This window comes from Porphyrobacter sp. AAP60 (assembly GCF_001296025.1).
Lineage (GTDB): Bacteria > Pseudomonadota > Alphaproteobacteria > Sphingomonadales > Sphingomonadaceae > Erythrobacter.
The window spans coordinates 30,929-57,832 of the sequence record NZ_LJHV01000023.1; the positions used below are offsets into that span (position 1 = coordinate 30,929).

Consider the following 26,904-nt stretch of genomic DNA (forward strand, 5'->3'; position numbering starts at 1 on the left):
AAAGCGAACCCAATGGACCATTTTGCGATATTTGACGGCGTTATGCACACCGAGGATGTGCCCCTGCCGGTGATTGCCGAAGCAGTCGGCACCCCCGTCTATGTCTATTCGCGTGCCACGCTGGAACGCCACGCGCGGGTGTTCCGCGAAGCGCTGGCTGCGGTGCCGGACAAGCTGATCGCCTTCGCGGTCAAATCGAACCCCAATCTTGCCGTGCTCAAGGTGCTGGGGCAGCAGGGTATGGGCGCGGACGTGGTCTCGGTTGGCGAAATGCGCCGCGCCTTGGCTGCGGGGATCGCGCCCGAAAAGATCGTGTTCTCCGGCGTGGGCAAGACCGCGGCCGAGATGAACGCCGCGCTGGATGCCGGGATCGGGCAATTCAATATCGAGAGCGAGGAAGAGGGCGAAGAACTCGCCGCTCTGGCCGCCGCCAAGGGCATGACAGCGCAGTGCACGCTGCGGATCAACCCCGATGTCGATGCTGGCACCCATGACAAGATTTCGACCGGCAAGGCCGACAACAAGTTCGGTGTGCCGATCAGCGAGGCCGGGCAGATTTTCGGCAAACTGGCGGGCCTGCCGGGCGTGAACCTGCGCGGCGTGGCCGTGCATATCGGCAGCCAATTGGCTGATCTGGCTCCATTAGAGGCGGCATTTATCAAACTCGGCACCCTGGTGGCGGCGCTGCGCAGCGCGGGGCATGTGATCACCCATGTCGATCTGGGCGGCGGGCTGGGCGTGCCTTACCGCGTTGGTGAAGTGCTGCCTGCTCCGGCAGAATATGGCGCGATGGTGGCGCGGGTGACGGCTGACTGGGGCGTGAAGCTGATCTTCGAGCCCGGCCGGGTGATTGCGGGCAATGCCGGCGTCCTGCTGACGCGGGTGGTGCGGGTAAAGCGCGGGATCAAGGATCCTTTCGTGATCGTCGATGCGGCGATGAACGATCTGGCGCGTCCAGCGCTCTACGGTGCCTATCATCACTTCGAGGCGGTGCAGCCTTCGGGCGCGCGGATGACGGCCAATATCGTCGGCCCGATCTGCGAAACCGGCGATACATTTGCCATGGGCCGCGAGTGCGACAAGTTGGAAGCCGGCGAACTCGCCGTGTTCCGCACCGCGGGCGCATATGGGGCAACCATGGCCTCATCCTACAATTCACGCGGGTTCGTCGCCGAAGTGCTGGTGCATGGTGACAAGTTCGCGGTGGTTGCCGACCGGATCGAGGCAGGCGCGATCATGGATGCGGAACGCGTGCCCGAATGGCTGATCTGAGCCGGTCATGAGCACCATCGCCAGCCTGCCGCTGTTCCATCAGATTGACGGGCAACAGGTGCTGGTGCTCGGCGATGGGCCTGCGGCGGAGCCGAAACGGCGGCTGGTCGAACGGGCTGGCGGGGTGATTGTCGATGACCTTGCCCGCGCTGTGGATGAAGGCGTTCGGTTGGCCTTTATCGCCTATGATGATGCCCGCGCATGCGAGGTTGCGGCGATCAATGCGCGCTGTGCGGGGATGCTGGTCAATGTCGTTGACCGGCCGGAATTATGCGATTTTACAACGCCTTCCATCCTGGACCGTGACCCGCTGCTGATCGCGGTTGGCACTGGGGGGGCTTCTGCTGGCCTCGCCAAGCATGTGCGACTTCGGCTGGAGCGGGCGCTTCCGGCGAGCCTCGGCTTGCTGGCAAAGGGTCTGGAGGCCGCCCGTCCTGCATTGCGCAAACGCTTTCCCGACGGGGCAGACCGGCGGCGCGTGGTGGATGCGGCATTGCGCGAAGGGGCTGTGCTCGACCCGCTTGATCCGCAATCTTTTCAGCGCGTTGATGCATGGCTTGCGGGTTCGCAAACAGCGCAATCAGGCGCGGTCTTCGACCTCACTCTGGCCAGTGCCGATCCCGAAGACCTGACCTTGCGACAGGCGCGTTTGCTGGGGGAAGCGGATGTTCTGTTGCTGGATGGTGATGTGCCGCCTGCGATCCTTGCCAGAGCCCGCGCAGATGCAGCCCGGTTGGTCTGGGATGCCACGGAAACGCCAAAATTGGCGGGTCTGGAGGGGGTCAAGACAGGGTCTGGCGCGACCGAGACGGGGTCTGGAGCGATCAAGCAGGGGTCTAATCCCGCTTCTGGCGCAACCGGACAAGCCAGCTCTGATACTGCCCCCGGCCTCACCCTGATCCTGCGCTGGCGGCCCGCCCCGCCAATTGTTGGTTAGGCTGCCAGTTCCAACGGCGTGCGCAAGCTGGCGAAATAACCCGCCATCGCGGCAATCGCCTTTTCGCTGAGTGCAATGAAAGCGCGCCGCCGGTCCGCCGGATCGGGCACGCGCACGAAGATGCCGCTTTCCACCATCTGGCTGAGCCAGCGCAGCGCCGTGGTGGCTGGCACGCCCGCCGCGATGCACAGAGATGTGACCGAGACCTGCGCCCCTTCGCCATGCGCTGCGGTGAGATCGAGCAGCATGTCCCACGCCGGATCGCCGAACAGTTCGGGATCGAAGAACCGCGTGCGGGCCTGACGGTTGGCGATCATCTGGCGGATAATCCGCGGATCGGGCAACACAAGTTCCGGCTTCGTCCCGCCAAAGCCGCCGACAGCTTCCGGCCCGCGATAATCGCGACGCACATCACCAACCGCCGCTGCGGGCGCGGACGCCGCCCCGGTCATCCGGTCAAGCGAGTGGGCAATCGCTTCGACCTGCTGCGACAGGCGCAGCAAGGCGATACGGTCTTCCTCTCCCATTTCGCGCAGGCGGGCGGCCCCGGCCTCTCCCATCACGCGGCCCACCGCGATCACGCGCTCAGCGCGGCTGGGGCTGACGAGGATCTGTGGATTGGACTGGTCGAGCACGGCAAACACATCATCCAGCCCATCCAGATTGGTGGCGACGATCAGCTTGGCCCCCGAACGCGCCACCCGCATATCGAGCCGCGCGAGGCCCGCCAGCATCATTCCGTCAATCCCCCGCGAGCCGGTGACCATGCAATCGACCACCACCACATCGCCCAGCAGCGCGATCGGCCCTTCGAGCAGCGCCCGCAGCGAACCACCATCGATGCTCCGGAAACCGGCTCCGCCAAGATCGGTAGCGATCTGCCGGCGAAGACCTTCATCCGCGCCGAAAATCGCGACACGCGCCGGCAGGCCCGCGCCGTCATCAGCCATGTCATAGGCAAAATCAGCCTGCGGGGATTGGGAGGATGTAGCGTTGGTCAGCATCGAATCGACTCCAACAATGTTGGAACGATTATGGAACAAAACCGGATCAGGTCAAGTAAATATGCGTAATCGCAGTAGGATCACGCCTCCGTCAGCCCTTCAGACTAGCCCCTTTCACGGCCGGATTTCGATCACGGTGCCATCAGGCACGATGCGCCACAGTTCCTCGATTTCGTCGTTGGAAAGCGCGATGCAGCCATCAGTCCAGTCGCCCGGCACGCGGCCGAACGGCAGGCCATTGGGCTGGCCGTGAAGGAAGATATCGCCGCCGGGCGAGCGTCCGTATTGGCGGGCAAATTCACGGTCGGCAGGCGCGGGATAGGAGATTTTCAGGCTGAGATGATAGGCGCTGCCGGGGTTGCGCCCTTCGATCACGTAGCGGCCTTCGGGCGTGCGTTCATCGCCTTCGAACTGCTTGTGCCCCTGCGGCTGATCTCCGAATTGCAAGCCCCGCCACACCTTGACCGGATGCCCGCCGGCATAGCCGATCATCATCCGTTCGGACTTGTCGACCAGCAGATAATCGATCTGGGAGAACGCCCGCTGCGGCACGATCCGCGCCGCTTCGCGCGCCAGCGGCGGCTGCGAAACAGGTGCTTCGGCCTGCTTGGGCTGAGGCGCGGCGCAGGCAGCAAGCGCGAGCAGAGGCAAAAGGGCGAGGCGCGTCATCCCGGAAAGGATAACGCGCCCTGCCCCGTTCAATCAATCCACAAACGGATCCCGCATCAGGATCGTGTCGTCACGTTCGGGCGAGGTCGAAACCAGCGCCACAGGGCATTCGATCAGTTCCTGAATGCGCTGGATATACTTGATCGCGTTGGCGGGCAGATCGGCATAGGAGCGCGCACCTGCGGTGCTTTCGTGCCAGCCGTCCATCTCTTCATAGATCGGCTCGCATTCGGCCTGATCGGCGGCGTGGCTGGGGAGGTAATCATACACCTTCCCGCGCAGCCGGTATCCGGTGCAGATCGCCACGCGGTCGAGGCCGTCGAGCACGTCGATCTTGGTCAGCGCGATGCCGGTCACACCGCTGATGGCGCAAGATTGACGCACCAGGACGGCATCGAACCAGCCGACGCGGCGCTTGCGCCCGGTGACGGTGCCGAATTCATGGCCGCGCTCGCCAAGGCGCTGGCCGATGTCGTCTTCCAGTTCCGTAGGGAACGGGCCGCTACCGACGCGGGTGGTGTAGGCCTTTACGATGCCCAGCACATAGCCGGTCGAATTGGGGCCGAGCCCGCTGCCGCTGGCTGCCGTTCCGCTGACGGTGTTGGAGCTTGTGACAAACGGATAGGTGCCGTGATCGACATCGAGCAGCACGCCCTGCGCACCTTCGAACAGGATTTTGGCCCCTGCGCGGCGCACCTTCTTCAACCGCTTCCACACCGGCTGGGCGAATTTCAGCACGAAAGGCGCAATTTCGCGCAGTTCTTCCAGCAGCGCGGCGCGGTCAACCGGCGGCTGGCCGAAGCCTGCCCGCAGCGCGTCATGGTGGGCGCACAGCCGATCAAGCTGCGGCTCCAGCGTATCGAGATGCGCCAGATCGCACACGCGAATGGCGCGGCGGCCGACCTTGTCCTCGTAAGCCGGGCCGATCCCGCGACCGGTGGTGCCGATCTTGCCCTTGCCCGCCGCCGTTTCGCGCAACCCGTCCAGATCGCGGTGCAGCGGCAGGATCAGCGGGCAATTATCCGCCACGGCAAGGTTTTCATCGGTGATCGAAACGCCCTGCCCTTCCAGCTTGGCGACCTCGTCACGCAGCGCCCAGGGATCCAGCACCACGCCGTTGCCGATCACCGACAGCGTGCCTGAAACGATGCCGGAGGGCAGCAGCGAGAGTTTATAGGTCTTGCCGTCGATCACCAGCGTATGCCCGGCATTGTGCCCGCCCTGAAAGCGCACGACCACATCGGCGCGGCTGGCGAGCCAATCGACGATCTTGCCTTTGCCCTCATCGCCCCATTGGGCGCCGATCACGGTGACGTTGGCCATTTGCTTCCTTACAATGCAGGGGAGAAACCGCCGGGACGCCTAGGCGGTTGGGCCTGTCAGGGCAAGGGCGCGAACACGTGCGCTGCACGGCGCGGCGAAAGGTTTTTGGCGATGCTGCGTTAAGACAAGGTATCGCACTGCAAAAGGAGCCATGATGAACACTGCTGCCAAAGCCCTGCTTGCCGCGATCGCATTGGCAGCGATTGCCGCCCCGATCCTTGGCCAGCAGGGCGGCACAGCCGGAGATACAGGCGCAGGATCACAACCGGCCGCGCCCGCACCGCGGACGATTTACTATGGCAGCGATTCGCTTCAGGCGCTTGACCTGTGGGTGCCCAAAGGTGCGAAAAAGGCGCCGCTGGTGCTGTTCGTGCATGGCGGCGGGTGGAAGCGCGGGTCAAAGGATAACGCGGGCAGCCGCGCCCTGCCGGGGCACTTGGTGGCGCAGGGTTATGCCTATGCCTCGATCGATTACCGGCTCGTGCCCCGCAACAGCGTGGAAGAGCAGGCGAGCGATGTCGCCGCGGCGCTGGCCTATCTGCTGGAGCGCGCCGATGCGCTGGGGATCGATCGCAGCCGTGTGGTTCTGACCGGACACAGCGCGGGCGCGCATCTGGTGGCGCTGGTGGGGACGGATGAACGCTATCTGCGCGCCGCAGGCCTCAGCTTTGCCGATATCGACGGGGTGATGCCCAATGACGGCGCGGCCTATGATGTGCCTGCGCAGATGGCGCAGGCGGGGCGGTTCATGGGCAAGACCTACGAACAGGCTTTCGGCACCGATCCCGCGCGCCAGCAGGCGCTTTCGCCCACCTTCCACGCCGCCGCGCCCAATGCGCCCGCATTTCTGCTGATCCACGTCCAGCGCGAGGACGGCGTGGCGCAGAACGCCGCCCTGGCCGAGGCTCTGCGGCGCGGGGGTTCGCAGGTCGAAATCGGCAGCTTCCCCGGAAGCGGCCGGCGCGGGCACATGGAGATCAACCGCAAGCTGGGCGAGCCGGATTACCCGGCCACCCCTGTTATGGATGCGTGGCTGAAGAAGGTGTTCGCAGGGTAGCATGTGCCAGTCGGGAACGGCTGCTTTCGGCAACACGCACTGCTAAGCGCCGTGGCGGCTTTTGGGTGGAAAACGGCCATTCCTAACGCGATAAATTAGGTGGAGTATTCTTGCTGAGATATTTTAGGATTTCCTCACGCTGCGCGAGATAGCCCTCCTGCCGATCTCCAGCCATTGGAGCATCCGACTCTAAAGCCTGTGAATTGTAGCGTAGCGCATCGTTCAGCAATCTGACTCTGTCGGATGGGCTAATTTCCCGATCCATTGCAGAGTTGGTCAAATGGCTAGCTTTCTCAACGAGGCATTCCGGATTTAGGGCTTTCAAACAACGGTCGAAGTACATGGCCGATTTGTTTTCATCGCCGGCAAATGAATAATGGAAAGCCAATTCCTTGTCGCCCCAACTTTCTCCGTCCGCCGCGGCTCGCTCAGCTTTAGCTAACAGTGCGGGAGGAAGCGGATAGGGAGTTCCGGGAAATGAGTCGTCCGAAATCTCGGAAACAGAGGCGTCCGAACAAGCCCACAAAAGAGTGGCGCACAGCAATATCCCGGAACGCGCAACCATACCTCAGATATATGCCCGCCCGACAATTTCAGCAACGGGGTCGTTTCCCGAACGTCAGCTTTTGCCGCGCAAGCACGGCCGGGCCGCCGTTCAGCAGGTCAGATCAGCTTGGGTTCGTCGCCATCCAGCACCCAGCCGCAGCCGAGCATTGCTGCATCCTCGCCCTCGGCAAGCTGCGCGACGGTGCGCCAGCCTTCGGCGCGCAGGCCGGCTGAAGCCACGCGGTCATGGCCTAGCGGTAGATAGACCATCCGCGCGGCTTCAGGCTGGGGGAGAGCCTCTGCCAGCCGGTCGAGATAGAGGGTGAAGCCGGTCGCGGCCTCATCGCTCCCCGCAATCCGGTAAGTGCCGCCGCGCCCGGCCGCACGGCGCAGGCCTTCGGCATAGAGGGTAAAGCCGAACCATGTCTGGTATTCGAACCCGTGGCGTTCTGTGGGGTCGAGCGTGATGCGGGCCGCATCCCCGATATGCGCCGCAATCTGCTCCAGCCCGTCAAGCCGCGATTTCAGCGCCCCGCCTGCGTCCACTGCGCGCAGAGCGGCAAGTGCCTCGGCGAATGGCCCTGTGGCATAAAGCAGTGGCAGATAGGCCGCGCCGCCCGCCGCCTTCAGCCCGCCTGCATCCTTGGTATCCAGCTCGCGCCGTACGGCTTCGATCTGGTCAGGGCCGAGCGGGAAAGCCTTGGCGCTGAGCGTATCGACCAGATCGGGCAGCGTGAAATCGACCGAGATGCCGGTGAGGCCTGCTGCCTTCAGCGCCTCGATCGCCAACATCACCACCTCGCTCGCCGCGGCCACAGAATCCGCGCCGATCAGTTCGGCCCCCAGTTGCAGCCGCTCCCGCGCGGGATCGAGCTGGCTTGCCTTGATCACGACCGTATCGCCGCAATAGGCCAGCCGCAGCGGGCGGGAGGCATTGGCGAGGCTGGTGGAAGCAATCCGCCCGACCTGCGGGGTCATATCGCTGCGTAGCGCAAGCGTGCGCAAGCTGGCGGGATCGACAAAACGGAACATCGCCCGCGCTTCGCCCGCAACCGCTCCGGCCATGCGCCCGGCCAGTGAGGCTTCGAATTCGAGCAGCGGCGGGCGCACCCGGTCATAACCATGCGCGTCCAGCACATCGAGACAGGCGCGCATCGCCGCCGTGATCCGCGCTGCTTCGGACGGCAGGCGGTCTTCAAGGCCTTCGGGGAGGAGATCGTTGGGTTGGGTCATAATGGCCCCCTTATCCGTTCGCCCTGAGCCTGTCGAAGGGCTGTTTTTCTTTTCGCGCGGCGCGTTAGAAGAAAATGCAGGGCTTCGACAAGCTCAGCCCGAACGGGTCGAGACGAATTCGGTTCGCATTACGAACCGCAAGGGCGCCTAATGGATCTGGCGCCCGCCGGCCGGAAGGCCGCCCCTTGGAGGGAAGCTGGCGCAGCCAGCCTCCCGCGAGAGAATTAGAACGCCAGCGCCTTGACCAGCTTCACGCCATCAAGCCGCTCAGCCTCGGCGATCACTTCGGGCGTCAGCGGTTCGTCGAGGCTCAGCAGCAGCACCGCTTCCCCGCCCGCTTCGCGGCGGCCGAGGTTGAAGGTGCCGATGTTGATGCCGTGGCTGCCCAGCAGGGTCCCGATGCGGCCAATGAAGCCGGGCTTATCATCGTTGACGATGTACAGCATGTGGCCCGACAATTCGGCTTCGATCCCGATGCCGAAAATCTCCACCAGACGCGGCGATTCGGTGCCGAACAGCGTGCCCGCAACCGAGCGCGGCCCCTGTGCGGTTTCCACCGTCACCCGCACCAGCGTGTTGAACGCACCATCGCGATCATGGCGGATTTCGCTGACATCCAGCCCGCGTTCCTTGGCGAGATAGGGCGCATTGACCATGTTCACCGTGTCGGAATAGCGGCGCATGAAGCCCGCCAGCACGGCGGCAGTGATCGGCTTGCCGTTCAGTCCAGCCGCCGCGCCTTCACGCTCGATGCTGATCTGGGTCAGGTTGCCGTGGGCCAGTTGCCCGACAAGGCTACCGAGCCGCTCTGCCAGCGCCATGTAAGGCCGCAGCTTGGGCGCTTCTTCCGCCGAAAGGCTGGGCACGTTCAAGGCATTGGTAACGCCGCCGTTGACGAGGTAATCGGCCAGTTGTTCGGCCACCTGCAACGCGACATTGACCTGCGCTTCGGTGGTGCTGGCACCAAGGTGCGGGGTGCAGATGAAGTTCTTCGTGCCGAACAGCGGGTGATCAGCGGCAGGCGGTTCGGTTTCGAACACGTCGAGCGCTGCGCCTGCGACCTGGCCGCTTTCCAGACAATCCTTCAGCGCCGCTTCGTCAATCAGGCCGCCGCGCGCGCAGTTGATGATGCGGATGCCCTTTTTGGCATTTTCCAGCCGTTCCCGGCTCAGGATGTTGCGGGTTTCGTCCGTCAGCGGCGTGTGCAGCGTGACGAAATCGGCGCGCGACAGCAGCGTGTCGAGATCGACCTTCTCCACACCCATTTCCACGGCGCGGTCTTCGGTCAGGAAGGGATCATAGGCGATCACCTTCATGCGCAGCCCGAGCGCGCGGGTGGCAACGATCGAACCGATATTGCCCGCGCCGATCAGGCCCAGCGTCTTGCCGGTGACTTCCACGCCCATAAACCCGCTTTTGGGCCACTTGCCGTCCTGCGTCTGGGCGTTGGCTTCGGGAATCTGGCGGGCCAGCGCGAACATCAGCGCTATGGCATGTTCGGCAGTGGTGATCGAATTGCCGAACGGGGTGTTCATCACCACCACGCCCTTGCCGCTGGCGTAGGGGATATCGACGTTGTCCACGCCGATCCCGGCGCGGCCGATGACCTTCAGGTTGGTGGCGGCATCAAGGATCGCCTTGGTAACCTTGGTCGAGGAACGGATGGCAAGACCATCATATTCGCCGATGCGGGCGATCAGTTGTTCGGGCGTTTCGCCGGTGATGACATCGACATCGCAGCCGCGCTCTTCGAAAATGCGCGCGGCGTTGGGGTCCATCTTGTCGGAAATGAGAACTTTGGGACGGGTCATTGTGAATACCTTCCACGAATTGGGAATCCCGTTCGCCCTGAGCCTGTCGAAGGGCTGCACTTCGCTTTGAAGGCAGCGCGACGAAAAAAGGCAGTGCTTCGACAAGCTCAGCACGAACGGAAGATAGGTTTAAGCGGAGACGGCCTCAGCCGTTCTTGACCTTTTCATAGGCCCACTCGATCCACGGCAGCAGGCGCTTCACGTCCTCCTGCTCCACGGTCGAGCCGCACCAGATGCGCAGCGATGGCGGCGCATCGCGGTAGCCGTTGAAATCGAACCCGACATTGCGTTCTTCGAGCAGCTTGACGATTTTCTTGGGAACGCCCGCCTTGTCGTCGTCCGACAGCGCATCGTACCAGTCGCCCTGAAACACCATGCACACGCCGGTATTGGTTTGCTGCGCCGGATCGGACGCCATGTTGCGCAGCCACGGGGTGGCCTCGATCCAGTCCTTTACGATCTTGGCGTTGGCATTGGCACGTTCGACCAGCGCCTTGCGCCCGCCGATCGACTTCGCCCATTCCAGCGCCGCGATGTAATCTTCGGTCGCCAGCATCGAAGGGGTGTTGATCGTCTCGCCGACAAAGATGCCGGCGTTGATCTTGTTGCCCTTTTTCATGCGGAACAGCTTTGGCATCGGCCACGGCGGATCGTAGCTTTCGATGCGCGCGACAGCCTTGGGGCTGAGAATCAGCATCCCGTGCTGTGCTTCGCTGCCCATCACCTTCTGCCAGGAATAGGTGGTGGCATCCAGCTTCGACCAGTCCATTTCCTGCGCGAAGATCGCGCTGGTGGCATCGTTGATGGTGATGCCTTCGCGGCCCGGCTCAAGCCAGTCGGTGTTCGGGATCATCGCGCCGCTGGTGGTGCCGTTCCAGGTGAACACCACGTCATTGCGCTGCGGAATGGTGGTGAGATCGGGGATTTCGCCATAATCGGCGGTCAGCACTTGCAGGTTGGGCAGTTTCAGCTGCTTCACCGCGTCCTGAATCCAGATATTGCCGAAGCTTTCCCACGCCGCGACCGTGACCGGACGCGCGGGATCAAGCATCGCCCACATGGCGGCTTCGATCGCGCCGGTGTCGGATGCGGGCATGATGCCGATCAGGTAATCATCGGGAATGCCGAGCAGTTCGCGGCTCAGATCGATCGCGTATTTCAGACGCGCCTTGCCCAGCGCCGAACGGTGCGAACGGCCAAGCGAATCGGTTTTGAGCTTGTCCAGCGACCAGCCGGGGAATTTCGCCGTGGGGCCCGAAGAAAAGAAGGGGCGTTCAGGCTTCAGCGTAGGCTCGTGCATGAGCCCGCGGGTGTACTCAGTCATGTATTCTCTCCTTGCAGAGAGCTCGCGCGGCGTTGGGACCGCGTGGCCCGCTCGCCGCACTAGAGTTGCGCGGGGAAGAGTCAACGCGAAATATCGTAACTGCGACCGATTGCCCTGCCGCAAGGATCAAATGGGTCGTTTGCACCACTCGCCAAGCGGCGCAATTGTTACTAAACGCAAGACTCCATGGAAACTTCCGATCTGCGCATTGCCCTGTTCAGCGGCAACTACAACTACACCCGCGACGGGGCGAATCAGGCGCTTAACCGTCTGGTCGGTTCGCTGCTGGCCAAAGGCGCGGCGGTGCGCGTCTATTCGCCCAAGGTTGCCAATCCCGATTTTCCGGCAACGGGCGATCTGGTCGGCCTGCCCAATGTGCCGATGCCGGTGAAGGGGCGCAGCGAATACCGGATGCCGACGCATCTTGGCGCCAGGGTAAAGCGCGATCTGGACAAGTTTGCGCCCAATATCGTTCACCTTTCTTCGCCGGACCCTTCTGCGCACGCCGCGCTGCGCTGGGCACAGGCGCATGACATTCCGGTGCTGGCCAGTGTCCACACCCGGTTCGAAACCTACCCGCGTTATTACAACATGGCGTTTCTGGAACCGCTGATCGTCAAGGGGCTGCGGCGGTTCTACAACCGCTGCGATGCGCTGGTCGCACCGTCACAATCGATGATCGATGAATTGCTGGCGATGCGGATGCATGACCGGATCGGGCTGTGGAGCCGGGGGGTGGATCGCACCATCTTTTCCTCCGCTCGCCGCGATCCCGAATGGCGGCGCAGCCTCGGCCTTGCCGATGATGATGTCGCGATCGTGTTTCTCGGCCGGCTGGTGATGGAAAAGGGGCTGGATGTCTTTGCCGAAACCATCGTCCAGCTGCGCAAGCGACAGGTGCCGCACAAGGTACTGGTGATCGGCGATGGCCCGGCGCGCGAATGGTTCGAAGCGAACCTGCCGGGCGGGATCTTTGCCGGTTTCAAGACCGGCGAAGGGCTGGGGCAGGCGCTGGCGAGCGGCGATATCTTCTTCAACCCCAGCGTCACCGAAACCTTTGGCAATGTCACGCTGGAAGCCATGGCGAGCGGGCTTCCCGTCGTCGCGGCGGGGGCAACCGGCAGCGCCAGTCTGGTTGCGGACGGGGTGACCGGGCGGCTGGTTGAGCCGACATCGAAAGATGCCGACGCGGTCGCCTTTGCCGAAGCGATCGCGCCCTATTGCCTCGACCCTGCCCTGCGCGCTGCTCACGGTGCAGCCGGCGAAACGCGGGCGTGCGAATATAGCTGGGAAGCGATCAACCAGGTCGTGGGCGAAATCTATGCCAGCCTGGTCGAGGAACGCCGCGCATTGCAGGCTTCAGAGGCGGCGTAATCTGCGCTCTCACGCTTAGCTGCTTGCGCGCGACCTACCGCAGCACTCCGGCCGCCGCCATTCGCCGGGCGTAGAACAGCAGTAACAGCGTCACCGCCCAGATCATCACATCGAGCGCCGGCGCCTGCATGCTCGCAGGCACAGTGATGAGGCCATAATTATAGACTGTGGTGCCGATCAATCCGACCAATGCGATCATCATCGCCGCCACCGCAAAGCGGGAACGCAGCAACAGCAGCACCGAACCCGCCAGCGCACCCCACACGCCCATCGCCCAGAGGGCGTTGGCCCATGCCGGGTAGCTTTGCATGAAAGTGATCTGTTCGGGCGTCATGCCCAGATCGGCCAGCCTGCCCAGCTTGGTCATCATATAGCTGAACACGCCCATCGCGTTGAACAGCAATGTGCCAATGCCGACCAGCCACAGGTGCCACGGCGCTTTGGCCGCGCCCAATGCTGCAGTATTCACGGGCGTCCCCTCCCCCCATTCGGCGCGACCCGAACGGGGGGAGGATACGCCTCTATTGCATCAGCCGCAATCGCCGCTGCGCGCCTCAGAGCCTTTCGATGCGCTTGGCCATTTCATCGATCATGTCGACGATTTCATTGATCGTGCCTTCATCCAGCTTGCCTGCCCGCGCACGGTTCTTGAGCACGCTTGCAAGGTTGCCCATCGCCCGGAAGACATCGTGCGAGCGCACTTTGTTTGCCCTGTGTCCGTGCAGCGCCAGACGGCCCATCAGTTCGGTGACTTCGTCCTTGCGCTCGTCAAGTTCGGCTTCGCCCGCAGCGGTCAGTTTGAAAGGCTTTTTGGCGCCTTCGGCTTCGGCCTCCTCGATCTTGCCTTCATCGGCCAGCATCTGGAGCGTGGGATAGACTGCGCCGGGGCTTGGCGCGTAGCTGCCATTGGTGGCCTCTTCGATTTCCTTGATGAGTTCATAGCCGTGGCGCGGCGCGTCGGAAATCAGCGCCAGCAGCGCCAGGCGCAATTCGCCGGTTCCGAACATCCGCCCGCGCCGTCCGCGACGGCGGCTCTCGCTGTCTTCGCCACTGAAATCGTCAGCACCTTCGCGATCATCGCGCCAACGCGCCTTCGCGCCGCCTTTGTCAAAGGCAGTCCCGCCAAAGTTCATGTTGCCGCTCATCGCCATCATGGCAATCGCTTCGCCCAGCTTGTCCCAGCCGTTACCGCGTCCATATCTGTTCCAGCTCATCGCATATCCTCCATGCGTTGTGATGCATCTAAGATATATCTTAGACCTATCATGACAAGAGGCATTCAGGCGCATGGTTCCATTTTCCGCTGGCGGGCCTATCACGCCCGATGAATGACTGATCTGTTCGGACAAGATGCAACCCCGCCCTCAGCCCAAGCGCCCGATGCCGACGCGCCGCTGGCCGACCGGCTGCGCCCTGCCACGCTGTCCGAGGTCGTCGGGCAGGAACATCTGACCGGGCCGGAAGGCGCGATCGGGCGGATGGTGGCGGCGGGCCGGCTTTCCAGCATGATCCTGTGGGGGCCGCCCGGCACCGGAAAAACCAGCATCGCCCGCCTGCTGGCAGACGCGGTAGGTATGCGATACGCGGCGATCAGTGCGGTGTTCTCCGGCGTGGCAGACTTGAAAAAGGCCTTTGCCGAGGCCGAGAAGATGGCCGGCGCGGGCCGCAAAACGTTGCTGTTCGTGGACGAAATCCACCGCTTCAACCGCGCGCAGCAGGATGGCTTCCTGCCCTATGTCGAACGCGGCGTGGTGACGCTGGTTGGCGCAACAACCGAGAACCCCAGCTTCGCCTTGAACGCTGCGCTGCTCTCAAGGGCGCAGGTGTTGGTGCTGAACCGGCTGGAAGAAGGCGCGCTGGCGGCGCTGCTGGCGAAGGCGGAAAGCCTCGAAGGCCCCCTCCCCCTCACTGCTGAAGCCCGCACCGCCTTGATCGCGCAGGCCGATGGCGACGGGCGGTTCGTGCTGGGGCAGGCCGAAACGCTCTATGCCGCCGGGCTATCCGAACCGCTGGACACGGCGGCGCTCGGCCAGTTCCTGCAACGCCGCGTGGCGGTGTATGACAAGGACCGTGACGGGCATTACAACCTCATTTCTGCGCTGCACAAAGCCGTGCGCGGCAGCGATCCGCAGGCGGCGCTCTATTATCTGGCGCGAATGTTGACCGCGGGGGAAGAGCCGCTGTTCCTCGCCCGCAGGCTGGTGCGCATGGCGGTGGAGGATATCGGCATGGCCGATCCCCACGCCCTGCCGCAATGCATGGCGGCGATGGAGGCCTATCGCTTCCTCGGCAGCCCCGAAGGCGAATTGGCGCTGGCGCAGGCGTGCCTCTATCTCGCCACCGCGCCCAAATCCAACGCGGTCTACACGGCGCAGAGAGCCGCCTGGAAATCAGCGAAAGACACCGGCAGCCTGATGCCGCCGATGAACATCGTCAACCCGGCGACCGGGCTGATGGAAAGCCTCGGCTACGGCAAGGGCTACACCTATGATCACGACACGCCCGAAGGCTTTTCGGGCGATGATTACTGGCCTGAAGAGATGGAGCCGCAGACCTTCTACACGCCCGTCGAACGCGGGTTCGAGCGTGAGGTGAAAAAGCGGCTGGAATACTGGGCCAAGCTGCGGGCGGATCGGGGGTGAGCCCCCGCTTCAGCCACTTCCTCGCCGTCGACTGGTCGGGCGCGAAAGGCGTGCGGCAAAAGGGGATAGCGCTGGCGCTGGCGCGGGCTGACGGCGGGCCGCCGGTGCTGGGCACCCCGCCCGATCCCAAGGGCTGGGCGCGCAGCGATGTGCTGGCCTTGCTGCGCGATCTGCCGGGGGCGACGCTGGTGGGCCTCGATCTCGGCATCGGCCTACCGTTCGCGGATGCTGGCGCCTTCTTTCCCGGTTGGGACGCCTCGCCCGCCGATGCCAGAGCGCTGTGGGCGCTGATCGACACGCTGTGCGCCGCAGACCCCAACCTTGAGGCTGGCGGGTTTGTCACCCACGCGCAGGCATCGCGCTATTTCCGCCACGGGCAAGGCGTGCAAGGCGACCGCTTCCTGCTTCCCGGCGCGGCGACCCGTGAAGGCCGTTTCCGCGTTGCCGAGGCAGCGCAGCGGGCGCAAGGCGTGCGGCCGGTCAGCAACTTCAACCTCGTCGGCGCGGCGCAGGTCGGCAAATCGAGCCTGACGGGGATGCGGATGCTCCACCGTCTGGCCGGCAAGGTGCCGGTGTGGCCGGTTGATCCGCTGCCGGAACAAGGTTCGGTCGTGACAGAAATCTACACCTCGGTCGCGGCGCGGCTGGGCGGGGTGAAAGGGGCGGCGACCAAGATCCGCAGCTTCGAGGCATTGAACGATGCGCTCGATCTGCTCGGCTCGCCGCCGGTCAGGGGCAGCGGCGCAATCGACGATCATTCCTCCGATGCGCTGCTGACCGCAGCATGGCTGCGCCGCGTACACACCAATGACGATCTGTGGCACCCGCCGGGCCTCACCGTTGAAGTGGAGCGAACAGAAGGGTGGACTTTCGGCGCGCTCTGATACAATGGCGCCACCACGGTCAGCCGGCTTAGCTCAGTTGGTAGAGCACCTGATTTGTAATCAGGGGGCCACGGGTTCGAATCCTGTAGCCGGCACCATTTTCCGTCCTGCTTTATTGCGGCCTTGGTCGAAGCGGGGGTTACCGCCAACCTTAACCATTGCGCCTGGCAAGAGCGATACCGGCAAGGTTTTGCCCGCGCTGTATCCATCTGACCCGTCTGGGTCGGCCATCCGCAGCTGCTGCTTCGAAGCGTGCGAGGTGGGCAGCGGCAGCGTCCGATCCGGGGCGTGAGGCGCCATTGACCAGCCGGACGACTTCCAGCGAATCGCCGATCAGATCGAAGTCCGCCTCCCCTAGAGATTGCGCGACCTGCAGCGCCATTTGCAGCGCCAGCCATTCGGCATCGGTGTTTGTCCCGGTGCCGAGATCGTCGAAGAACCGGGCAGCGCCGCGCGCAACCACGGCGACCTCGATGACGCCGGGATTGGGGCGGCAACCGCCATCGAAATAGACCTTGAGCCGTCGTGGTCGAACCGTCCGCACGGTTCGCCTCTTATCCCAGTTTGAGGAAAAAGTCCTCGCGCTCGCGCCGCAGTTCCGCTGGCGTCAGCGCTGCCAGCCCGTCCAGTTCTCCCCGCATTGCCAGTGCCAATCGCTTGACCATCGCATCCGGATCACGGTGCGCGCCGCCGGTTGGCTCGTAGACGATGCGGTGGATCACACCGAGTTTCAGCAAGTCGCCCGCCGTCACCCGCATGGCTTCGGCAGCGCTCGCAGCCTGCCCGGCACTGCGCCACAGGATCGAGGCGCAGCCTTCGGGCGAGATCACCGAATAGACCGCATGTTCGCACATCAACACGCGGTTCGCAGCCGCCAGCGCTACCGCGCCGCCCGATCCGCCCTCGCCGATGATCACCGCTATAAGGGGCACGCCCAGGCCCAGACACGCCTCGGTCGAACGGGCAATGGCTTCTGCCTGCCCGCGTGCTTCGGCATCCACGCCGGGGAAAGCGCCGGGAGTATCGACCAGCGTGATGACCGGCAGACCGAAACGATCCGCCAGTTCCATCAGCCGCATCGCCTTGCGGTAACCTTCGGGCCGGGCCATGCCGAAATTGTGGTGGATGCGGGTGGTGGTGTCCTCGCCCTTCACATGGCCGATCACCACCACCTTGCGCCCTTCGAACCGCGCAAACCCGCCGATGATCGCGTGATCATCACCGAACACGCGGTCGCCTGCGATGGGCAGAAAGTCGGTGAACAGCCCCGCGACCAGCCGTTCGAACCGCGGGCGCTGCGGGTGACGTGCGACCAGCGTACGTTCCCACGGGGTAAGGCGCGCATAGGTATCCGCCAGCAGCTTGCCCGCACGCTCTTGCAGCATCCGCGCTTCCTCGGTGCTCTCGGGCAAGGCCGCGAGTTCAGCGACATGCTTGTCGAGCGCCTCGATCGGCTTTTCGAACGGCAGGTACTGGATCACCGCCCCTGCGCTCCGGTCAAACCGTCATCGACATGCCGCGATAGATCCGCGCCCGATAGCGCGAATCCTCCGCGTCCGGCAGCGGTGCGCCGACCAGCAACACCGCACGGGCGAAGCGCCGCACCTCTTCCAGATGCTCGTCGAGATCGCGCGGTTCTTCGGACTGCACGCGGCGCGTCAGGTTGATCTGGTTGACCGGCACATCATGCACCAACCGCTCGTTCTCGACCGCCAGCGTCGCGGTGAAAGCGTGAAGCGTGGTCTTGATGAAGTTCGCCAGCGCAAAGGCCGGGGACTTGTCGCCCATCGGCACATCGGGCGAGGTCAGCACCAACTGGCAATCATCATACAGCGACGCACGGCGGGCGATGCGGAAATGATGGGTGAGGTTATCGGAGACCACCTGCCGGAATTCGTCGGGGGTGAGAGGGTCGGCCGCATCGAACAGCTTGCCGGGGAGCGCTGCGAACGGTGTTGAAAGGATCGTGGTGGGTTTGCCCCACTGGACAATCGCCGCATCCATCGCCGCTTCGATGTCGTCACCCGCCACCAGCGAGGTCAGCGCGTCCGCGCTGTCGCCTTCCAGCTGGGCCTTGATCGCGTCAAAGCCCTCCGCCGTGCGGCTGACCAGCACCACGCGGGCGACATGGCAATCCTCGATAAAAGCACGTGCTGTTTCAGCGAGGTAATCGACGAGATGTTCGCCGATGATCCACACCGTCTTCCCGCGCATCTGGTCAAGCCGTTCCTGCTTGGGGCTGCCGAACAATTCGCGTTCGGTCGTCGAGCGTTCGACCGAAAGCCCCCCCGAAGGCATGAAGGTTTCGCCCGACACAGCGCGGTCAGCCAGGAAGAACACCGTCGCCTGCGCCACGTCGATCTCGGTCGGCATCTTGCCGAGGTAGAGTTTGGAAAGCACCCCGGTGCCCACCTTCTTGGCCTCGACCGCGATCTTGTCGGCCGGCAGGAAAGGCGCGTTTTCAGGCGGGACGCGCAGCAACCAGTCGGCGTCGGCCTCGGGCGTGGCCGGACGATCAGCCCATTCGGGCGCATCGAGAAAATAGCCGCCCTGCCGCAGCCGCCCGACCAGCGCAGCGGCAATCGCGGGTGTCAGCAGATACCGATCCCAGCTGCACTCCCCGTCGCCTTCGCGCGCGCAGGCCAGCGCCAATTCGCGCAATTCGCGCGGGTTGTTGGTATCGTGGCTCATCTTGACGGTATCGTTGCGGGCGAGCCGCGCCAGTACCGCTTCAACCCGCACCCCGCGCCGCAGCGCCTTGACAGTGGCGGCGTGAACCGCGTTCAGGCGCTTGTTTTCAAGGATCAGTTTGCCGCGCCGTTCGAACAATCCGGGCTTGCCGCCGGTGCCTGACAGGCGGTCACCATCGACCGGGCCGGGGGCAATCGCGTTGAACTGCACTTCGGGGCCGAGGTAACGCGCCATGCTTTCCACCATCGCCCGCTGGCCGGATTTCGACACAGCGTAATCGGCGCGGTTGGGATAGGCGACCGCGAGATATTTCTCGCCGCCGAAATAGGACGAGACATTGAGGATATATCCCGATCCTTGCGCCTTCATCAGCGGCGCGACGTGGTGCATCAGGAAGTAATTCGACACCAGGTTCGCATCGAGCGTGTAGTTCCAGGCATCGACCCCCATGTCGACAACCATGTCCTCCGCGCCCGCAACGCCTGCATTGTTGATCAGGTAATCGATCCGCCCGAAGGCCTTCAGCGTCGCATCCACTGCGCCCTTGAGGCTGTCGAAATTGCTGACATCGACATTGGCGAGCGTCTGCACGCGGCGTTCGACTCCGGAAAAGCCGATGTCTTCCAGCTCCGACACGATCCGCGCGCGGGCGACTGCGAGTTCGCTTTCGCGCCGGGCAACCATCATCACCCTGCCGCCTGCCAGCGCGAGCAAACGCGCCACCTGTCCGCCGATCCCGGCCGAACCGCCGGTGATCAGCGCCACCTTGCCCAGATGCAGGCCGGTGATGTTTTCGCTGAAGCCCGGCATCGCCTTTCTCGCGCCTGTCGCCTCGCCGATATTGCCGGGGACGTAGAGCGTGATTTCACCCAGCTTGCTTTCCTTCAGCAGGATGCGCGCGGCATGGCCTGCGGTGAAGCGGATGTTCTCGGCTTCGGTATTGGTGAAGCGCACGATCTGGTTGCCCCATTCCGCTTGCCGACGACGCCCATGCGCGGTGTCGATCGCGCTTTCGTCGCGCCAGATGCGGATCAGCTGTTCGGTCGCGGCGCGCAGGATGTGGGCGTAGATGTCGCCTTTCCCGTCGCTGGCGTGGCTGACGAAAACGAAGCGCGGCGGTTGCAGCAGATTGTCGTGGCGTTTCCAGTACCGGCTCATGGTCCGGGCCAGCGCCATGCTGCCTGCCAGTTCGGAATCCATCATCGCTTCGATCACGGAATCGTCTGCTTCGGTGAGCGCGCCGCTGAGTTCGCCTGCGCCCAGCATCGGCAGGAACAATGCGCCGCTGATCGGCGTGCCGCCCTTCGTGTAATCCTCGAGCGCGGCTTCCATTGCGCCTGCGTCTTTGCGGTTGAAGCGGATGATGGTGAGGTCGCCTTCCACTCCCATCGCCTTGCAGCGCTTTTCAGCGATGGCGACATCGGCTGCACGCGGCAGGCCAAGCACAACCGCTGCCCCGCAGGCCAATTGCACCTGCGCGATTTCCAGCGCCTCTTCAAAATTGTCGCCCGCCGCGATCAGCACGGCGAGGCCGGTGCCGTCCATCGAACGCATGGTCGGGCGTGCGAGGTAGGTTGCGCGCTCTTCCTTGCGCACGGTCATGCCGTGGGTGACTTCGAAATCGTGGCCGTTGTAGGCAGCGCTCTCATCGCTGCCGAGGAACACGCAAGTGGTGGCGATATCGGTTGGCGTGGGGAAGGTTTTGGCCTTGTCGTTCCCGCCAGTGGCGCGCTCCAGGCTCATCATGTCGAAGAATTGCGTGGCGGTGGTGCCCGCTTCATCGCCGCGCGCAGAATCCATTGCGGCGAAAACGTTGCGGATGCGCTCGCTCTCGATCGGGCCGGGATAGACGAGGTTCACGCGGATGCCGCGCCCGCCGAGTTCAAGGCTGAGTTCGCGGCTCCACGCGTTCATCGCCGCCTTGGGGACGACATAGGCGGCGCGCGCGTAATAGGGCGTGCGGCTGAAAATGGTCGATACGTTGATGATCGACCCGCCTTCGGGGATATGCGGCGCCGCGGCGCGCGCGACGTTGAAGGCGACACCGAAGATGTTGCGCAGCGCATCACCCACGGTTTCGCTGTCGGTGCTGCCCTGCTTCTGGAGCGCGCCGAGTTCTTCCGCCGAAAGGGGCAGACTCTCGATCGGCTGCTTCGGGCCTGCCGAACCAGCATTGTTCACCAGAATGTCGATCCGCCCGAACTTGGCGACCACTTCGGCGATCGCAGCGCGGACGGAAGCGATATCGCCACCATCCAGCGCGACAGTGGCGATGCGCGCAGGGTCTGCTCCAGTCGCCTTGATCAGCGCCTCGGCAGCAGCGGCCGTGCGATCAGGCGTGCGGCCTGTCATCACCACGGTTGCGCCTTCTGCAAGGTAATGCGTGACAATATGACCACCCAGATTGCCCGCCGCACCGGTGACAACAGCGATTTTGCCGGCAAGGCGGCCGGTGGTGGTTTGGGCAGACGCAGCTTCAGACTTGGCCACAGCACTCTCCTCACAAAATTATAATGCAAGCGCATCTGGCTTGCCGGTTCGTTCAAACCCTGGGGAGGAGAGCTAAGAACGTTTCAAAAAGCGCAACGCTGGGATCAGCCGTCCGGTTCCCCGGATGTGCCCGCCGCCGCCAGTGCCGCCCACGCTTCGAGCAAGGCATCGCGGCTGCGCAGGCCCATTTCGGGTAGCGCGTGATTGACGACATAAGTCGATCCGGTGTGCCGGTTCTCCCACATCGCCTGATGCGCTTCGGGCAATTCATCCCAAGCGACCACCTGCGGCTCTGTCACTTCGAGCAGTCCGGCCGCGATCATGTCGTTCATGCGTGCAACTTCATAGGCGTTGCACAAGTGGGTGCCGAGGATGCTTGCGGTCGGCATCAGGATTGCACGCTGCCGCGTCCAGACCTGCGGCGCGTAAAAGGTGAAGCGGCAGCCGGTCAGATCCTCGGCGAAGATCACACGGCCGGTGAAAGGCTTCACCAGTGAGGTCGAGATGCCGAGCGTGTCCTGCCCTGCCCGCTCAAACACCAGATCGGGGTTGCCACGCGGATTGTCGGACGATCGCAGAATTTTGCCCACCGCCGAACCGAAGGGCTTCATCACGCGATCCTGATAATCGCGCACTGCCGCCTTGAAGACCTCGATATCCGCTTTCGCATCGGGCAGCCGCGGCATGGTGTCGGGCCAGTAGAAATTCGCGCCTTCGCGCCGCCGGATCGCTTCCAGGCTGACAATGCCTTCGATCGCATCCTCCAACCCCAGCGATTGCAGGAATTCGCGCTGGCCATCGGTGGTGGTGGCGATCACGCTGCGGGCGTTGAACCGGCGGGCGGCCTCGATCATTTGCAGCCCGGTTTCATCGAGCAGTTCCTTGCTGCCCGGCCCGTAGTAAATCAATACCGCCTCGCCGCCCCGCAGCGCGGCGCGGCGGAGCATATCTTCGGGTGTGGCCGTGCCCGGCTTGCCCATGAAGCTGAAGTGATAGCCCGATGACGCGCCGTAGAAAGCGAGCGTGCCGCCTTCGGCCAGCAATTGGAAGCTGCGCGGGAAGGCCGTCTCGCCCGCATGGCTGACGACATAATCAGCCAGCTTGCCGCCGTTCAGCGCCTTGTATTCCTCGACCAGCGGCGCGCCTGCGGCCTCCCATGCTTGCGCCTCGGAAGCATCTTCCGGCACAACCGAATAGAGATCGGCGAAGCGCGCATCCTTGCGGTTGATCGCGCCGACCGCGCCCTGCACATCGGTAATGAAGCTGGCGCGTTCTTCCGAGGACACCAGCCCCGTCACCTGCAATCCGGTGCGCACCGAAGACCGCAACGCGTCCAGCCCCGTCCCCGTCGCCGCGCCCTCGACGAACAGCGTCCGCCCCGGTGCAATCTGCAAAGTGGTGAACAGGCAGCGCGCAATCGTGCCGAGGTTCAGCACATAGCTGCCCGCCTGTTCCAGCGTCAGATCGGGCGGCAGCTTGTGCATCTGCGGCGCCTGCACCGTCAGGAACTGCGCGTGGCTGCCGGTTTCGGTCTCGTAGCCCTGGATCGAGAAATCGGCATACATCGGATCATTGCCGACCAGCGGGCTGAGGAGATCGTTAGTCCCCGAATAGACCGTCACCAGATCGCCGACCTTGATCCGCCCCTGCGCCCGCGTCTCGGACCCCAGCGCCGCGACCAGCGCGATGCCGCCCGATCCGGTGATCTGCACGTCTTCCTCATGGGAATCGAAGGGCGATACGGGGATGCCCGTCAGCGCCCAGATGTCGTTGAAGTTGACCTCGCTCGTCAGCATGTAGAGCAGCGCTTCGTTGGGTGCAGGCTCCGGCACCGCGACGATCAATTCTTTCTCGTGGCTCGCCGGAGGGCCAAACCGGGGGCTCCCGGTGTCGGGATCGCGGGCGATGCCGAAAGCATATTGGTGGCGCGGGATCGGGGTCACGCCCGGATAGAAGGGCGCGCCAACTGGCAGCAGATCGCCTGCCGCCTCAAGCGCTTGCGCGCGCATTTCATGCTCGGCATCGATCCACACACCGTCGCGCCGCACCGGGAGCGGGGGCGCAACCTTGTCCATAAATTGCCGGATACCGGTCTTGCCGCCGTCAGGATCGACGATCGCATCGGCGAACAGCGCGGCTTCCTTGGCAAGCCCGGCGGTGATGCCCTGTTCAAGGCCGACACGCACCGCTTCCAGCGCGCGCTTGCCCGCACCGCCGCGTCCGGCCCAGTCGAGCTGACGCAGAACGCGCTGGAGGAAATCGTCCTGCATCACGGTATCGAGTCTGACGCCCGCCGCCGTGTCCCAGCGCGCCGCCGCTGCCTGCCGTTCGGCAAAGGCTGCCCCCAGCGGGCTTTCTTCGCCATGCTTCACATAATCGCGCACTGCTGCGTGGGCGGCCGAGAGCGCATCCGCCGCGCCGCTCACCAGCTCGTCAACGAAACCCATGGCTTCGGCGGCATCGACATCAATGCTGCGCCCGCCGAGGATCAGGTCGAGCGCATCGCGCAGGCCCTCGTCCCCGCGCCGGTCGATCAGCAGGCGCGGCAAGCGTTGCGTGCCGCCATAACCGGGCAGCAGGCGCAGGCGGATCTCGGGCTGGCCGAACCGCGCCACAGGCTCGGCAATGCGGTAGTGGCAGGCGAGCGCGAATTCCATGCCCCCGCCCAACGCCACGCCCTGCACCGCCGCGACGCAGGGCTTGCCCATGCGTTCGATCGTGCGGAAGGCAAGGTGCGCGTTGTTGGGCAGCACCAGCGCTTCTTCGCGGGTGTGGATTTCCTCCAGCATCTGGCGAATGTCAGCACCGGCAACGAAGGACGATGTGCCTTCGCCAGTGAACACCACAGCGACCACATTGGGATCGCGTGCCAGCGTCGACGTGACCAGCACCAACTCGTCAATCGCCCGTTCGTTGAGCGCGTTGACCGGCGGGTTGGTGACAGTGACAGTCGCCACCTGCTTGCCTGGGGCCACGGTGTTGTACTGGATCAGGAAATACCGGTGGCGGTCGAACAGCGCCTGTTCGTCGCTCAGGCGCTGTTTGCGCTGCCAATCACCGATCACGCTGCGCAACTCGTCCAGCGCCTCGGGATTGCGCAGGGTCGTGACGTCACCGACATCCTCGCCCACCACCAGCGCGCGCACCATGCGGCGCATATATTTGCCGCTGCGGGTTTCGGGGAATTGCGAGACTTCGATGAAGTCGGCGGGAACGGCGACCGCTCCCTTCTCCGTCCGCACAAGATCGAACAGGCGGCGCTTGTCCTCGATGGTGAGCTTGCGCCCGGCAACCGGCACCACGAATGCGAGCGGGGTCAGCCCCTTTTCGCGGTGCGGCGCACCGACCACCAGCACGTTGCCGACGGGAGAGTCCGGCGCGAGCGCCTTGTCGCGCAGCACTGCACCTTCGATCTCCTCGGTCCCCATGCGGTGGCCGGAGACGTTGATCACATCGTCAGACCGGCCGTGGAGCGAGAATGAGCCATCCTCGTGCGCAATCGCAAAGTCGCCCTGGGTATAGGCCCATGCGCCCTTCCAGCGCCGCCAATATCCTTCCTCCCAGCGCGCCGCATCGCCGCGCCATGCGGGATCGACCCGGCCATCATCGACCTTGAAGCCTTCGATATCGCCCCAGATCGTCCGCGCCAGATAGGGATAGGGCGCGGCGATCACGATTTCGCCCTTTTCGCCCATCTCCGCCCGCCGCCACGGCACACCGCCAGTGTCATTCCGGGCGAAGGGAACGTCCGAAGCTGCTTCTGCTTCGGCATCCTCGACCCAGACATCGCCCACGATCCACGGCAGCGGATAGGCGTGCGCATCGGGCCGCAGCGGGAAATCGTCATTGCCGAACATATGCGTCCACGCGATTCCGCCGTGTTCGGTCGCCCAGTATGAATTGATGTAGCGCGGGGTAACGTGCTCCATCCCGAAGGCCTGCACCGAGGGCGAGACCGGCTCGGCGCAAAAGGTCGCAACCCGAAGCCCGCTCATGTCGTAACGCTGCAACTCGGCAAGGTTATCGGGATCGGACATGATCGCTTTGAGGAATGTCACCCCCGCCTTGAAGATCGTGACATTGTGCCGCTCGATCATCGAGGCGAACCGGCCCGCGTGCGGAAACACCGGAGAACCTTCGGATACCAGCGTCGTTACCCGCGTCATCAGCGGGGCGCAGATCAGATAGCTTTGCCCGGTGATCCAGCCCGGATCGGCCACCACGAACAGCGTATCGCCGGGGCGCGCATCAAAGCTGACCTTCATCGTCTCGGCCACGCCTGCGGCATAACCGTGCGCGTGGACGATCCCCTTGGGCTTGCCGGTGCTGCCCGAGGTGTAGATGAAGAACATCGGGTAATCGGCATCGACCGGCAGCGGCTTTGACGAAGCCCAGATTGCGCGGATAAACTCAGCGTCTGGCAGCGCCTGCAGATCGGCTTCGGTCGCAACATCGAGCCCGGCGGCCCGCGCCTTTTCCAGCACCGTCACCAGCGCTGCGTTGGTCAGTTCGTGGCTCCAGCGGTCGCGTTCCTCGCGCCAGATCACATCGGGCTGCGCGGTGTGGCGGCACACGATCACCGCTTCCACGCGCGGCGGCAGGGTGACGAGGCTTGATGCAATCGCGATCCGCACGCGGGCAGCATCGGCGGTGCTGATGCGGCCTTCTGCGCCGAGGGTGATCAGCGCACGGCCCACGCCGCGCATCACGTCCGAACGGTCTACAGTGATTTCACCATAAAGCGCCTCGCGCACCGTATCGACGATGGTCGCGGCGTCTTCAGCCGGAATCCCCATTTCGAGGCCAGAGAGGATCTCCAGCGCAGTCGTCACCGGCACGAAATTGTCGAGCGCGGGATCGGTATAGGCGTTCTTGAACGCGGCGACCTGCGCGTTGCGGTAGCTTCCGTCAGAGGTGACGATCACCCGCGCGCCGGTATCGGCAATGCGGTCTGACAGGGTTTTGTCGGAAAAGCCGCCAAACACAGCGGTGTACACCACGCCCATGCGCTTGGCCGCTTCGGTCCAGTAGATCTGCGGCACGATGCTGGGCATGTTCAACGCCATGCGATCGCCCGGCTTCAGGCCCAGAGCCTCCAACGCGACGGCGCATTTCGCCACTTCGAGCAACAGCTTCTTGCGGCTGACGGTAAAGCAATCGAGCGGCGCGCCCTTGCCGCCAAGCGCCGACATGTCCCAGCGGTCACCTTCGAACACCAGCGCGGCTTCATCGCCGTACCCCGCCAGCACATGGCGATCGAGTTCGCTGAAAGCCGCATTGGTGCGGCCACCGACGAACCAGCGCCAATGCGGTGCCTGCGAGCCATCGAAGCCGGTGTGCCAGGGGGTGAAACCGGCGGGAAGATCAGGGCTGACGGTTGCTGCCGAGGCGGCATCCCAGCCGTGCCAGCGGCCATCGTCAGCCTGCGCCAGCCACGCGCCATCCGGGCCGATATCGCCGACAAACCAGTGCATGCCCCGCGCAGCAATATCGCCATGAAATGCGCCCGGATCGGCCAGCGCGGCAGCACGCATCGTGTCCCATTCGGCGCGGGTTCGCACAGGATTGGTCCGGGCAGCAGCGCTGCTCGCGTGCAAGGAATCCACAGGAATGACACCGTCCCCCAAAATTGCGAAGACGCGCACTG

Annotated in this window: 19 protein-coding genes and 1 tRNA gene; 7 read left to right on the forward strand and 13 right to left on the reverse strand. The window is 64.1% G+C overall.

What is annotated here, in order from left to right; translation table 11 throughout:
* Positions 1-12: 12 nt before the first annotated feature.
* Together lysA and IP79_RS13420 are read left to right on the forward strand one after the other, a co-directional pair.
* Positions 13-1,272, forward strand: coding sequence for a diaminopimelate decarboxylase (gene lysA / locus IP79_RS13415; protein WP_054119807.1), 1,260 nt, complete (start codon positions 13-15; stop codon positions 1,270-1,272).
* A 7-nt stretch (positions 1,273-1,279) separates the two neighbouring features.
* Positions 1,280-2,209: a precorrin-2 dehydrogenase/sirohydrochlorin ferrochelatase family protein gene (locus IP79_RS13420; protein WP_082337226.1), complete on the forward strand. Its 930-nt coding sequence runs from the start codon at positions 1,280-1,282 to the stop codon at positions 2,207-2,209.
* Here IP79_RS13420 and IP79_RS13425 read toward each other — a convergent pair.
* The 3 genes from IP79_RS13425 to IP79_RS13435 all read right to left on the reverse strand — a co-directional run bounded on the left by IP79_RS13425 (position 2,206) and on the right by IP79_RS13435 (position 5,205).
* A complete protein-coding gene (locus IP79_RS13425; protein WP_054119808.1) occupies positions 2,206-3,213 on the reverse strand; it encodes a MarR family transcriptional regulator in 1,008 nt (335 codons plus the stop codon). The two genes, IP79_RS13420 and IP79_RS13425, sit on opposite strands and share 4 nt — an antisense overlap.
* A 114-nt stretch (positions 3,214-3,327) precedes the next feature.
* A complete protein-coding gene (locus IP79_RS13430) occupies positions 3,328-3,882 on the reverse strand; it encodes a L,D-transpeptidase family protein (RefSeq protein WP_054119809.1) in 555 nt (184 codons plus the stop codon).
* A gap of 33 nt (positions 3,883-3,915) precedes the next feature.
* Positions 3,916-5,205, reverse strand: a complete 1,290-nt coding sequence (locus tag IP79_RS13435) for an adenylosuccinate synthase (protein WP_054119810.1) — start codon at positions 5,203-5,205, stop codon at positions 3,916-3,918.
* A 154-nt stretch (positions 5,206-5,359) separates the two neighbouring features.
* On the opposite strand from IP79_RS13435, the gene IP79_RS13440 reads away from it, so the two are divergent.
* A complete protein-coding gene (locus tag IP79_RS13440) occupies positions 5,360-6,262 on the forward strand; it encodes an alpha/beta hydrolase (RefSeq protein ID WP_082337246.1) in 903 nt (300 codons plus the stop codon).
* Between the two features lie 82 nt (positions 6,263-6,344).
* Here the strand turns inward: IP79_RS13440 and IP79_RS15560 are convergent, their stop codons facing one another.
* From IP79_RS15560 to IP79_RS13455, 4 genes are all read right to left on the reverse strand, one after another.
* Positions 6,345-6,827 (reverse strand): hypothetical protein, encoded by a 483-nt coding sequence (locus IP79_RS15560; RefSeq protein WP_156318343.1) that lies wholly within the window; start codon positions 6,825-6,827, stop codon positions 6,345-6,347.
* A 98-nt stretch (positions 6,828-6,925) separates the two neighbouring features.
* A complete protein-coding gene (locus IP79_RS13445; RefSeq protein WP_054119811.1) occupies positions 6,926-8,041 on the reverse strand; it encodes an ATP phosphoribosyltransferase regulatory subunit in 1,116 nt (371 codons plus the stop codon).
* 224 nt (positions 8,042-8,265) lie between these two features.
* Complete coding sequence (gene serA, locus IP79_RS13450; RefSeq protein ID WP_054119812.1) at positions 8,266-9,852, reverse strand: phosphoglycerate dehydrogenase; 1,587 nt, start codon at positions 9,850-9,852, stop codon at positions 8,266-8,268.
* Between the two features lie 145 nt (positions 9,853-9,997).
* Complete coding sequence (locus tag IP79_RS13455) at positions 9,998-11,176, reverse strand: phosphoserine transaminase (protein WP_197273828.1); 1,179 nt, start codon at positions 11,174-11,176, stop codon at positions 9,998-10,000.
* A gap of 186 nt (positions 11,177-11,362) precedes the next feature.
* On the opposite strand from IP79_RS13455, the gene IP79_RS13460 reads away from it, so the two are divergent.
* Positions 11,363-12,550 (forward strand): glycosyltransferase family 4 protein, encoded by a 1,188-nt coding sequence (locus tag IP79_RS13460; protein WP_054119814.1) that lies wholly within the window; start codon positions 11,363-11,365, stop codon positions 12,548-12,550.
* 34 nt (positions 12,551-12,584) lie between these two features.
* Here the strand turns inward: IP79_RS13460 and IP79_RS13465 are convergent, their stop codons facing one another.
* Both IP79_RS13465 and IP79_RS13470 read right to left on the reverse strand, forming a co-directional pair.
* Positions 12,585-13,019: a hypothetical protein gene (locus IP79_RS13465; protein ID WP_054119815.1), complete on the reverse strand. Its 435-nt coding sequence runs from the start codon at positions 13,017-13,019 to the stop codon at positions 12,585-12,587.
* An 85-nt stretch (positions 13,020-13,104) separates the two neighbouring features.
* Complete coding sequence (locus IP79_RS13470) at positions 13,105-13,764, reverse strand: PadR family transcriptional regulator (protein WP_054119816.1); 660 nt, start codon at positions 13,762-13,764, stop codon at positions 13,105-13,107.
* A gap of 114 nt (positions 13,765-13,878) precedes the next feature.
* Between IP79_RS13470 and IP79_RS13475 the strand changes: the two genes are divergently transcribed.
* From IP79_RS13475 to IP79_RS13485, 3 genes are all read left to right on the forward strand, one after another.
* Positions 13,879-15,192, forward strand: a complete 1,314-nt coding sequence (locus tag IP79_RS13475; RefSeq protein ID WP_054119817.1) for a replication-associated recombination protein A — start codon at positions 13,879-13,881, stop codon at positions 15,190-15,192.
* A complete protein-coding gene (locus tag IP79_RS13480; RefSeq protein WP_054119818.1) occupies positions 15,189-16,076 on the forward strand; it encodes a hypothetical protein in 888 nt (295 codons plus the stop codon). Before IP79_RS13475 ends, IP79_RS13480 begins: the two co-directional genes overlap by 4 nt.
* 22 nt (positions 16,077-16,098) lie before the next feature.
* Positions 16,099-16,174: transfer RNA gene (locus tag IP79_RS13485), tRNA-Thr, on the forward strand.
* Between the two features lie 53 nt (positions 16,175-16,227).
* On the opposite strand, the gene IP79_RS13490 is transcribed toward IP79_RS13485, so the two are convergent.
* The 4 genes from IP79_RS13490 to IP79_RS13505 form a co-directional block, all read right to left on the reverse strand.
* Positions 16,228-16,620, reverse strand: a complete 393-nt coding sequence (locus IP79_RS13490) for a ribonuclease HI (protein WP_233994219.1) — start codon at positions 16,618-16,620, stop codon at positions 16,228-16,230.
* A gap of 10 nt (positions 16,621-16,630) precedes the next feature.
* Complete coding sequence (locus IP79_RS13495) at positions 16,631-17,557, reverse strand: acetyl-CoA carboxylase carboxyltransferase subunit alpha (protein WP_054119819.1); 927 nt, start codon at positions 17,555-17,557, stop codon at positions 16,631-16,633.
* Between the two features lie 16 nt (positions 17,558-17,573).
* Positions 17,574-21,257 carry an SDR family NAD(P)-dependent oxidoreductase gene (locus tag IP79_RS13500; protein ID WP_054119820.1) on the reverse strand — a complete coding sequence of 1,228 codons (3,684 nt, stop codon included), beginning with the start codon at positions 21,255-21,257 and terminating at the stop codon, positions 17,574-17,576.
* 104 nt (positions 21,258-21,361) lie between these two features.
* Positions 21,362-26,818, reverse strand: a complete 5,457-nt coding sequence (locus tag IP79_RS13505; protein ID WP_324608196.1) for an AMP-binding protein — start codon at positions 26,816-26,818, stop codon at positions 21,362-21,364.
* Between the last annotated feature and the right edge of the window lie 86 nt (positions 26,819-26,904).

Coding starts and splice junctions, on each gene's coding strand:
- IP79_RS13455 (WP_197273828.1), bottom strand. CDS start 11,176: ATGACTGAGTACACCCGCGGGCTCATGCACGAGCCTACGCTGAAGCCT.
- lysA (WP_054119807.1), top strand. CDS start 13: ATGGACCATTTTGCGATATTTGACGGCGTTATGCACACCGAGGATGTG.
- IP79_RS13475 (WP_054119817.1), top strand. CDS start 13,879: ATGACTGATCTGTTCGGACAAGATGCAACCCCGCCCTCAGCCCAAGCG.
- IP79_RS15560 (WP_156318343.1), bottom strand. CDS start 6,827: ATGGTTGCGCGTTCCGGGATATTGCTGTGCGCCACTCTTTTGTGGGCT.
- IP79_RS13425 (WP_054119808.1), bottom strand. CDS start 3,213: ATGCTGACCAACGCTACATCCTCCCAATCCCCGCAGGCTGATTTTGCC.
- IP79_RS13435 (WP_054119810.1), bottom strand. CDS start 5,205: ATGGCCAACGTCACCGTGATCGGCGCCCAATGGGGCGATGAGGGCAAA.
- IP79_RS13460 (WP_054119814.1), top strand. CDS start 11,363: ATGGAAACTTCCGATCTGCGCATTGCCCTGTTCAGCGGCAACTACAAC.
- IP79_RS13420 (WP_082337226.1), top strand. CDS start 1,280: ATGAGCACCATCGCCAGCCTGCCGCTGTTCCATCAGATTGACGGGCAA.
- IP79_RS13430 (WP_054119809.1), bottom strand. CDS start 3,882: ATGACGCGCCTCGCCCTTTTGCCTCTGCTCGCGCTTGCTGCCTGCGCC.
- serA (WP_054119812.1), bottom strand. CDS start 9,852: ATGACCCGTCCCAAAGTTCTCATTTCCGACAAGATGGACCCCAACGCC.
- IP79_RS13440 (WP_082337246.1), top strand. CDS start 5,360: ATGAACACTGCTGCCAAAGCCCTGCTTGCCGCGATCGCATTGGCAGCG.
- IP79_RS13470 (WP_054119816.1), bottom strand. CDS start 13,764: ATGAGCTGGAACAGATATGGACGCGGTAACGGCTGGGACAAGCTGGGC.
- IP79_RS13445 (WP_054119811.1), bottom strand. CDS start 8,041: ATGACCCAACCCAACGATCTCCTCCCCGAAGGCCTTGAAGACCGCCTG.